The 10,223-nt window shown below is 56.4% G+C and carries 7 protein-coding genes; 3 read left to right on the top strand and 4 right to left on the bottom strand.

Going from position 1 to position 10,223, the window contains the following annotated elements; genetic code table 11:
* Nucleotides 1–1,308, bottom strand: a 1,308-nt coding sequence (locus VGE80_RS15495; RefSeq protein ID WP_440593291.1) for a DUF1549 domain-containing protein, incomplete at its 3' end; no start/stop codon positions are given.
* A 347-nt stretch (nt 1,309–1,655) separates the two neighbouring features.
* Here VGE80_RS15495 and VGE80_RS15490 point away from each other — a divergent pair.
* Together VGE80_RS15490 and VGE80_RS15485 are read left to right on the top strand one after the other, a co-directional pair.
* On the top strand, nt 1,656–2,624 hold the full coding sequence (locus tag VGE80_RS15490) for a bifunctional UDP-N-acetylglucosamine diphosphorylase/glucosamine-1-phosphate N-acetyltransferase GlmU (protein ID WP_373650371.1): 969 nt from the start codon (nt 1,656–1,658) through the stop codon (nt 2,622–2,624).
* Nucleotides 2,625–2,709: 85 nt separating this feature from the next.
* Complete coding sequence (locus VGE80_RS15485) at nt 2,710–3,117, top strand: hypothetical protein (protein ID WP_373650370.1); 408 nt, start codon at nt 2,710–2,712, stop codon at nt 3,115–3,117.
* 100 nt (nt 3,118–3,217) lie between these two features.
* On the opposite strand, the gene VGE80_RS15480 is transcribed toward VGE80_RS15485, so the two are convergent.
* A complete protein-coding gene (locus VGE80_RS15480; RefSeq protein ID WP_440593290.1) occupies nt 3,218–4,312 on the bottom strand; it encodes a bifunctional transcriptional activator/DNA repair enzyme AdaA in 1,095 nt (364 codons plus the stop codon).
* A 335-nt stretch (nt 4,313–4,647) separates the two neighbouring features.
* Nucleotides 4,648–6,573 carry a c-type cytochrome domain-containing protein gene (locus tag VGE80_RS15475; RefSeq protein WP_440593289.1) on the bottom strand — a complete coding sequence of 642 codons (1,926 nt, stop codon included), beginning with the start codon at nt 6,571–6,573 and terminating at the stop codon, nt 4,648–4,650.
* A 531-nt stretch (nt 6,574–7,104) separates the two neighbouring features.
* Here VGE80_RS15475 and VGE80_RS15470 point away from each other — a divergent pair.
* Nucleotides 7,105–8,580, top strand: a complete 1,476-nt coding sequence (locus tag VGE80_RS15470) for an ATPase (protein WP_440593288.1) — start codon at nt 7,105–7,107, stop codon at nt 8,578–8,580.
* A 196-nt stretch (nt 8,581–8,776) separates the two neighbouring features.
* Here VGE80_RS15470 and VGE80_RS15465 read toward each other — a convergent pair.
* A partial coding sequence (locus tag VGE80_RS15465) for a HEAT repeat domain-containing protein (protein ID WP_440593287.1) occupies nt 8,777–10,223 on the bottom strand: 1,447 nt, incomplete at its 5' end.

The raw sequence follows: 10,223 nt of genomic DNA, 5'->3' as shown, positions 1-10,223 counted from the left end.
CTTCTCGTTGTAGACGGCCTGAAGCTTATTCGCCTCGGCATCGATTTCGGCTGCCTTAGCGCGATCGGCATCGGTGTAAAGCGAGACAACCCGGCTTCTCGGAGCGATCCAGTTTTTGACATTCAGAGCGGGCTCAAAGATCGCCCGCAGACGGAAATAGTCTGCTTGCGGAATCGGGTCATAGCGATGATCGTGACATTGTGCGCAGCCAACACTCATCCCCAACAGGGATGTCGAAACGATCTTGATGGTATCGGCCATCACGAGATTGCGAGATTCGTCGGTGTTCCCCTGTCCGCTGGCAGTCGGGTCTGCGGCCATTCGCAGGAAGCCGGTGGCCACCAGGGTGGAAATCGACTCTGGTGACATGTTCTGGTAAGGAGGACGAACGAGTTCGTCTCCTGCCAGTTGTTCAATGATGAATTGATTAAGAGGCTTATCTTCGTTCAGCGACTTAATGACATAGTCACGGTATTTGTAGATATAGGGTCGAACGGTATCGGTATTACCGTCCCCTTCCGAGTCGGCATAGCCGGCCACATCCAGCCAGTGCCGTCCCCAACGCTCACCGTAGTGCTTGGAAGCGAGCAGTCGTTCGAGCATCGCTTCATAAGCGCTTGGCGACTCGTCTTCCAGAAACGCCTTCGTCTCTTCCAGGGAAGGGGGAAGTCCGATCAGATCGAAATAGGCACGCTTCAACAGTGTGAACCGATCCGTCTCGGGATTGACGCTCAAGTCCTGTTCTTCGAGCTTCGCCAGAATGAAGGCATCGATCGGTGTACGAACCAGATCTCCCCCTTTTACCGGGGGGACTTCGGGTCTCTGAAGCGGTTGAAACGCCCAGTAAGATCGCTCTTCGCTGGTGATTCCGATGCCAGGATCCAGCTTGAGTGGTTCATCGCGAGACGTGGGTGCTCCTGCAGCAATCCACTGTTCGATGATGCGGATTTTTTCTGCGGGAACCTTCTTTTCACCGGGTGGCATCTCACCCGAGACGATCTTTTGAAGGACAAGGCTGTCTGAGGGTGCGCCGGGAGTCAGGGCAGAACCGCTCTCCCCACCCGCAACGATAAACCGCCGCAAACGAAGATCGAGACCGCCGGACAGTTCGGCTTCTCCGCCGTGACAATCCAGGCAGTACGCCTTCAAGACGGGGCGCACGTCCTTTTCAAAGACAAGTTGCTCAGTCACCGGTGCAGCCGCTGCGGTGGAATCGGCCGCGACCGAAAATTGACTGAACAGGGCGAGCAGTGCGGAACCTGCCAGAAGGCCCGTTCCAACATTCGAAAGGGAACGAAATCTTTTCATGCGTCGCTCGGCGAAGGAAGGAATTTGACCGTCAGGGCCTTCGACTGTTTCGGTGAAGGCTTAACGTCTGCGCACAGGCGGGTTGTTCAGCATCGGAAGAGACTCGTGAACCTCTGAATTTTCACGACTCAACCTCCTCAAAGGCAGGTCATCGGGCAGGCGTGTCTATTTTCAACAAGTTTACGCATCAAAGCAAGGTGAGAGCCGGATTTGACTCGCAAATCTGGTCACGTCAGATCGCGTCGATCCCGAAGCTTGATCTTGCCAAGATCGGTAATCACACGAAGATAGCGGGTCTCAACTTTCGTGAAAACAACGAATCAGGATCCAGGAAGGAGCGACGTAGCATGGCAGGCTCAATGGCCATTGTTCTGGCGGCGGGAAAGAGCACACGGATGAAGTCGGCACTCCCGAAAGTGCTTCATAACGTCTGCGGTCGCCCGATGATCGAATACGTCCTGGACGCAGCCCGGTCCGCCGGCGTCACCCGAATCGTGGCAATCGTCGGCCATGAAGCAGAAAAAGTACGAGGTGCCCTCTCGTATCACTCTGACGTCGAATTCGCGTTGCAGTCGGAACAAAAAGGGACCGGTCATGCGGTGATGATGTGCCGAGAACAACTCCGCTCGCACGATGGCCCTGTGCTGGTTCTCGCCGGTGACACTCCCCTGCTGAAGAAAGAGTCGCTCGCTCAGCTTCTCGAGATTCAGCAGGCGCAGCAGGCTGCCTGCGTGATTGGAACGGCCGTGACCCAGGCCAACTTCGGACTGGGACGTGTGATCCGTGGTTCCGGTAACACCTTCGAGAAGATCGTCGAAGAAAAGGATGCAACCCCCGACGAGAAGAAGGTTCAGGAGATTAATACCGGCTGTTACGCGTTTGACGGGCAAGCCCTGCTCGCTTCGCTGGAACAGATTCAACCCAACAACAGTCAGGCGGAGTACTACCTCACAGATTGCCCGCGCGTTCTGAAGGAGCAGGGACGCACCGTCGTAGCTCTTGAGGCATTCGACATGGTGGAAGCACTCGGGGTCAACACGCGGGAACAGCTTTCCCAAGTCACTCGAACGCTGCAGCAATCCGCCATGTCACGCTGGATGGTCAACGGAACCACCATCGTCATGCCCGATCAGACCTTCATCGATCCCCAGGTACAAATTGGCGTCGATACCATTATCGAACCATTCACGCACATCACAGGCTCCGTCGTGATTGGCGACAACTGTCGGATTGGACCTCACGTTATCCTGGAAGGACCACTGAATATCGCAGCAGGGACCACGGTGGGCCCCTTCAAACATCTCCGCAAGTCGTGAACCGCCCCGATGGAGTTAGTGACCAATCCTGTTGTGCAGAAGCGGGGCATATTCCAGTCGGACCTTACATGCTCAAGGCCACAACGTGAACAACGAGCAGCGTCATAATACTCGACATGAGCATCTCAACCTGGAAGCTCACGAGCGGGAACTACGACACGCATTAAATAAGGCCATTCGCTGGCAGAGAGAGCGAGATCAAGCGATCACGCTCGCTGCTCGTGTCTGTGTCGCTGGGTCCATTCCTTCGATTTTGTGGTCACTCGCAGTGCAATCGACATCGGCAATGTCACTGGATATGGGACACTGGATTTCCGTCCTTTTTTGCGTAGCTTCGATCGCCATGATGGCAGCCGCAGCCGGTGTCATTAGCGGCTTCTTGGCTGCCTGGTGGTTCAACAACACCCTGTTTCCGATTCCCCCTGTGGCAATCGCCCTGGCCCTCCTGTGCGATGCCGTTCTGTTTTGCTGGGTACTCAGAATATCTTTGTAAAAACGGAGTCGCCAGATCTTGCCCGCCAGACAACTTGCGCAATCCCATCGAGCAAGGATTGCTCAAGCAAAAATTCTCTCCGGAATATCGAGATGGTTCCTCATTTCGAACTTCCAAGCCTCTGTGAACCTGCCACCCCTGTGGCGATTGCTCGCGCGTTGGACCGTTCAAAGTCCAGTAGAAACTGCTTCCTTCGCAGTCCACCCCCATAGCCTCCCAGCCCCCCATCCTTGTTGATCACACGATGACAAGGGATCAGGATTGCGATCCGATTGAGTCCGTTGGCACGACCGACCGCACGGACGGCACCTGCATCCCCCAATGTCGTCGCAAGCTCCTGATAGGATCTGGTCTCGCCGTAGGGAATTCTCTGAAGTTCGTTCCAGACGCGTCTCTGAAAATCGGTGCCGGGGTACACCAGCGGTACCGTAAACTTGACTAAACGCCCTTCAAAATAGGCATCCAGTTCTTGCTGCACTTGCTCGAGATGGACATTCATTCCCGGGACCACAGGAGACTGAAACGAATTCCGTATGGTTTCGAACTGAGCCTCCAGCATCCGTCGGTCAGTGAACTCCAGTAGACAAAGACCGTCATCAGTAGCACCAGCAATGAGGGGCCCAAGGGGACTGGTCAGCCACGCCAGCAAGACAACGGGGCGATTGAGGCTCTTTCCCGGCGGACACGCGAAGGTCTGCCCGAATGCCTCCCGAAAACCGCTCAACGATTCGTACCCGCTGTCGTAAGCGGCACCGTCAAGAGACTCGCCGTTACGAATCCCGGTGAAGGCGTTCGTCAGTCGCCGCGCCCGGGAATATGCTTGGAATGTCATCCCGTAGTTCCGCAGGAAGTGGCGTCGTGCGGTCGCCGGATCCAGGCCTCGACTCCGGAGATCACTTTCCGTAATTCGGCGTCCGGGGTCCGCGTCGATCTCTGCCAGCAGAGCTGCGGCCCAATCCGGTTGATTCACTTCCGCCATTGGTCGGCATCGCTTGCAGGGCCTGTACCCGGCAAACAGTGCCTTTGCGACGGACGGAAAATACTCAACATTTCTGGGAAGGGGACTGCGAGCAGGACACGTCGGTCGGCAGAAGATTCCCGTGGTTCGAACTCCGAGAAAAAACAGACCGTCATACGAGGCATCTCGATTGAGGTAGGCCTGCTCCATCTCCGCAACAGGTGGCAATGTGCTCATGAATAACTCGACTTCCGATGAGACCAAGATTCGTTCCCTCCCCACTGAAAACCCTTAAAGGACATCGGGGTTGTGTGCAGCGGGTATAGTTTGTGGTCCCTTCCTGCTGCCACCGAAGTTCGGGCGCGGTCATCCTTCTTTCAGAAGTGACCTCGATATGCGTTCGCGGTCCACCAAAAGGACGGACGGAAGCGAACCGATGTTTGCCCTTCCAGCGTGAAGGGCAAAATCAGATCTCTTCCGTCACGTTAATCGGAACAGATTCTACAGCAATGGGGCGATCTGACGTCCGCTACGAGACAGTCTGTTTGCCCCATTGTCCGGTCGAGCGGGAGTTACTTAGCGGCAACGGGAGTGGAAAGTCCCGGTGCAGCAATGAACTTCAGAACTTCGGTCGAATCATCGTAGTTCCAGATTCGGACTTGTCCGTCATGGCTACCACTGGCCACCCGTTTCGAAGGAGCGTGATAGCTGGCAGAGTAGACCCAGTCTTCATGAGGACCGAATTGTTTGACTTGGGCACCCGTGGTCAGGTTGTGCTGGCGAGCCAGTTTATCGGCGCTACCGCTCAATGCCGTTCCGTCACCCTGCATGGTGATTCGGAAGACTTCACCCCCCTGTGCGATTTCACGAGCCTGTTTGGCATCAGCCGCAGTCCAGACCCGGATCCGATTGTCACGACCACTGGTCGCAACGGAAGCTCCATCGGGAAGGAAGCCAACTCCATAGACAGGTTGAGCGTGTCCGTTGAACGTGGCCTGCGATTCACCGGTGGTGCTGTCAAAGACTTTCGATGTCTTATCACGGCTGGCGGTTGCAATCCGCTTTCCATCTGGCGACCAGGCCACATCCAGAACCCAGTCGGCGTGATCTTCGATCAGTTTCTGCTGCTGGCGGGTTGCCACGTCAAACAGGCGCACCGAGCGATCGGCACAGGCTGCGGCCAGTCGCGTTCCGTCCGGGCTGAATGCGACCGAAAAAACTTCGTCATCGGTTGTGAACAGGTCAGCCACGAGCGAACCATCCGCCACATTGAACAGTTTGACCTCACCCATTTGACCGGGTGTTCCGGCGGCCACAGCAAGGGTCGATCCATCGCTGGAGAATTCAAAATCGTGGGGACGTTCCGCCAGGTTCTTGATTCGACGAACAAGCTGACCATCAGCGGGATTCCAGAGCAGCACTTCACGGTAACCGGATGTCGCGAGCAAGTTCCCATCGGGGCTGAACGCGATCGCCATCACTGGCACTGACACGCGATACGATTCAGGAGGCATCGGCTGAACCAGCTTGGGCATGATCGTGATGAGTGTCGAAGTCGGTGCGATCCCTGCGTCGAGGCGGGCCCCGGTTTCGATCCATTTCTTCACAATCGCAATCTGCTCAGGCAGCAGTGGATCGGCGTCCTTGGGCATCGAATGATCTTCGATCATGATCTGCAAGAGAGAGTCACCAGGCTTCCCCGCGACAACAGAAGGCCCGTTCTCGCCCCCTTTCATCAGGTTGGCGAAGTTCTCCATATTCAGTCGCCCCTTGGCCGTCCGGGCGTTATGACATGCCAGACAGCGCTGAGAAAAGATCGGAGCCACCTGCTGTGCGAATGAGACCAGCCGTCCGGTCTTCACCAGATTCTTTTCAAGGTCGATCAATCGCGAGACGGCTTCTTTGCTCAATGCCGCGTAGGTCGCTTCAGCCGCCTGCAGTTCAGGCTGAAACGCAGCAAGTGCTTCTTCTGCGGCCTTCGTGCGGGCAGGTTGTTCAGCAATTAATTTGCGGGCAGAGGCAAGGCCCTCTTCGATGGGCAGAACCGCCTTCAGAGCTTCGTCGAGGGCCTTCGTGGCAGCGACGAGTTTCTCGGCGGCAACTTTTGACTTTTCGGCTTCCGCGGCTTCGGTGTCTTTCCCTTTTGCTTCCAGAGCGGCCTTGGCAGCCGCAGCCGCTTCCGCTTCGGCCTTGGCCCGTTCTTCGGTTGCTTTCTTCACCGCCTCCTGAAGTTTCGGCAGCTTCCCTTCGCCATCCTTGACCGAGGCTTCCGCTTTATTCTGTTCGACTCGCAGAGCGGCGAGAGAAGCGGCCAGTTCTTTCGCTTTGGTTCGAGCGGCAATCACGGCAGGTTCGCCCGCTGCTTTCTGGTCCTGTGCTTCATCCGCCAGCTTTTGTTGCTGAACGATGGTCTGCTCCAGATCTTCTTCCGCATACACGCACGGAGCCAGCAGCAACAGACTCAGATTGACGATCAGAACGTTGATCATACGCTGCATGGAGCGATCCTTAGTCTCTAGTGATGAGGATTGTCGACAGGTGCGGAATCTTCACAATCCAAACCAGTCACATCGCAGGGCGGGAATAACAGGCAGGTGGGGCAGCCCCATTTGGAATCAGCATCGCCCGATGTGAACCCACTGTCAAGCGCCGACAAAGCCCTCACAGGGTTGCAAACCGGCAAATTTTGCCGTTCAAAGGCAGAATCAGAGAGAACAGCTCAACATCATCTGCGGAAATTGACTCAAAAACACCATTTTTCGGCCAAACTTGGGTAACTGCGGTAAAAGGAAGAGGCTCGAAGCAACCTCACTTGCCTAGATGCCCCTCATCGACACTTTCGAATCATGGGCTCGGAACCAGCGGCCGATACGAACACAAGGGTGAGTTCCATTGGCCGGGGAATGGCCAGGGCGTCAGTGAAGGCTGAGTCAGTCTCACATGCAAGACACGGATGAACGACGCCCGGTTAACGTCTCCTGCAATGGCACGAGGTCGTTGAATACTCGTTTGTTTTGAAAGTACTGCAGATGCCAACGACTGAACTATTTTCTGAACCAATCGATACGATTCATCGAACTCAAGTGGGTGTCGCTCCCCTCGGATCATCGCATTCATATCCGCTGGCCCCCGTCGGTGCCCCTCCGCAGGCCAATAACACAGTCGCCTGGGCTGAGGACGTTCCTCCGCTGCAGGCAGCCCCCGCTCCAGCCCCCTGCAGCCCTCGCACCGTCAGTGATACCGGTCTTTCCATGGGCCAGTTGACCGATCTGTTGCTCAAGACACTGTATGTTCATGGTGTGCTGCAAGGTTCCGATCTTTCGAAGCTGCTGCGCCTACCGCTGGATGTCGTGGAAGAACCATTGCTGATGTTGCGAGACCAGCGTCTCGTGGAAGCGGGAAGCGGGGACGTTCTCGGCAGCGTGACATTCAAATTTGCCCTGACGGAAAACGGACGAATCCGAGCGCGTGAGGCAGTGGAAAACTGCCGTTACGTCGGGCCCGCTCCGGTGCCGCTGGCGCAGTACATTGAACAGTGCCACGTGCAAAGCGTAGCAGGGACACGCTGCAATCCGGTTTCGCTGCGTGCCGCATTCAAGGACTACGTCATCCGCCCATCGCTGCTCGATGAGTTGGGTCCCGCCGTCTGCAGCGGCAAATCGCTATTCCTCTATGGTCCTCCCGGAAATGGCAAGACTGTCATTGCGAAGGGTCTGGGACGGTTCCTGAGTCAGTTCTGCGGGGAAATCTATGTCCCGTACGCGATCCTCGCGGACAATAACATCATCACGTTCTACGATCCCGGGATTCACCAGACGACCGACGATGCAGATCAGGGATTCCGACGCTCGGGGCCCAATGGGGAAGGTTCGCAAGCCCTTCCGGATGGAGCCGTCGATCGCCGCTGGCGCAGAATCAAGCGTCCCGTCGTATTGACCGGCAGCGAACTGACGCTCGATCTCATGGAACTGAAGTACAACCGGCTGGCGAACTTCTACAATGCACCGATGCATATTAAAGCCAATGGCGGAATGTTCCTGATCGATGACATCGGTCGCCAGACAATTTCAGCACGAGACCTGCTGAACCGCTGGACGGTTCCTCTGGAGGAAAGTGCCGACTACCTGACGCTGTCCACCGGTCGGAAATGTATGCTCCCGCTCGAGCAGCTCACGATCTTCGCAACCAACCTCGACACGAAAGAGGTCGTCGATGAGGCCTTCCTGCGGCGGACAAAACACAAACTTCAGGTCAATTCCCCAACGCGTGAACTGTATACAGTGATCTTCCAGATGGCCTGCCGCCAGCGGGACATCGCCTACGACGAAGCCATCGTCAACACCCTGTTCGAAAATTACTACGATCGAGGACGAGCCCCCCGCGCGAGTGATCCGCGAGACCTGCTGGAAATGGCACGCTCAATCTGCCGCTTCCACGAGGTCCCCGTGAACCTGTCGATCGACCTGATCCACGAATGCGCGAAAAACTTCTTCGGGACGATGTAAGCCCTCGGAGCCTCGGCTTGTTGCAAGTGGAACGGATCGTTCTCCAGAGTTTATTGCCTCGACAACCCCATGAATCATAGTGAGTCGCGAAACCCAAGCTGATTTCGGTAAGCCTCGTCGAGGCTGATAACCAGCGATTCACTTGCAAGCGAATGCGATTGCGAGTGAAGCATGTCCCTATGTTGGTCCGCATGGCTCAGTCATTCAGCGGCTGTGAACTTCTGAGATAGGCGAACAGGTTTCTGAGCTGCTCTTCACTCAAGTCCTTGAGCTGACCTTCGGGCATCAGCGACTTGCGAGATTTGTTCAATTCTTCCAGTTCCGAGCGTTCGAGCGAAATCGTCTGCCCATCAGGACTTCGCAGTGTCACCGTTTGCGGATCCTGCTCGACCAGAAATCCGGTCACGACACGGCCATCCTTCAAGACTGCCACTTGCGTTTCAAACCCTTCGCGAATCTCGGCACTGGGGTTCACGATGTGCAGCAGCATCTGGCGGATATCGTCCCGTTTGTACGTCGTCAGATCGGGACCGATCTTTCCACCGTCTGCATGCAATGTGTGACATTTGCCGCACATCTGCATGTAGATCTTCTTGCCAGGATACGGATCACCCGCACCGACCAGCACGGTCGCATACTGTTCCATCATCTGCTGCATGTCGGCGCTGGTTGCCCCTTCGACACTGCCCCAGTGCTTGTCGATCAACTGAGCGACTCGATCATCGCGATGGACTGTCATTCGTCTGACGGTGTCCAGTGGCAATGACGCCGCAACGATGTCTCCCCGATCGACGGCGTCCAGCAGACTCAACGCCCAGGCCCTGCGACTGACCAGAAGCGATTGAGCGACAGCCCGCACGTCTTCATTGAAGTTGCCGTATTGTTCAAGGACCGCCTGAGCAATTTCGGCATCCCCATAGGCCTGTAGCGTGGTGAGGATGGCGGCCTTAAGTCCATCATCGGGAGTCGTCACGAGCGTTTTCAGTAGCACAGGGACGACCTTCGGGTACTTGATCTCACCGAACAGGTTGACGTACTCCGCTCGCTTTCCCGCCGGTGTTTTCTCGTCTTGAATCGCGACTAGCGCTTCTTCCGTGGCGGCCGAATCCCCCTGGCGAATTTTCAGCGACAGCGAACCTCCCCCGGCTGCGGAAAGTGCGGTCACCAGTTCCGCCGGAACGTTATTCAAGGATCGTCCCTGGAACGCTTCTTCAAATCCCTGCATGAGTCCCTTCGTCGTTTCTGCGGTGGGGGATGCCTTCAACAGCTGGGCACAAATCGCCAGGTCCGAACGCTGGCCCGTTGCTGCGAACCGTCGCATCAACCGCGGCAGAATCTCTTTTTGAACCAGAGGACGTGTCCAGAGGGCACGATCTTCAAACAGCCGCAGCAAGGGCTCCTCGCCCGTCCTCTTCCCGGCGGCACGGCGTTCTATTTCCGCCAGATTTGTCTGCGGACTGATCGCGGTGAGAGCTGCGGGGGATGCAGGGTCGATGGTCGATTCTAAACCCCACCAGATCATCAGCGGCTGACGGGGATCCGCCAGATCCTCATCCCGCATCATCAGATTTTTCAGAATCGGCAGGGATTGCTCTGGTGGCAGTCGTTTGGCTGAAGCGGCCAACTGACAGCGCACTTCGATG

The organism is Schlesneria sp. (genome assembly GCF_036405755.1).
Taxonomy (GTDB): domain Bacteria; phylum Planctomycetota; class Planctomycetia; order Planctomycetales; family Planctomycetaceae; genus Schlesneria; species Schlesneria sphaerica.
This window is presented reverse-complemented; position numbering and strand designations above follow the sequence as displayed.

Bases quoted from the DNA above. Each gene is read 5' to 3' on its own strand.
- VGE80_RS15490 (WP_373650371.1), top strand. From the start codon at position 1,656: ATGGCAGGCTCAATGGCCATTGTTCTGGCGGCGGGAAAGAGCACACGG.
- VGE80_RS15480 (WP_440593290.1), bottom strand. From the start codon at position 4,312: ATGAGCACATTGCCACCTGTTGCGGAGATGGAGCAGGCCTACCTCAAT.
- VGE80_RS15475 (WP_440593289.1), bottom strand. From the start codon at position 6,573: ATGCAGCGTATGATCAACGTTCTGATCGTCAATCTGAGTCTGTTGCTG.
- VGE80_RS15470 (WP_440593288.1), top strand. From the start codon at position 7,105: ATGCCAACGACTGAACTATTTTCTGAACCAATCGATACGATTCATCGA.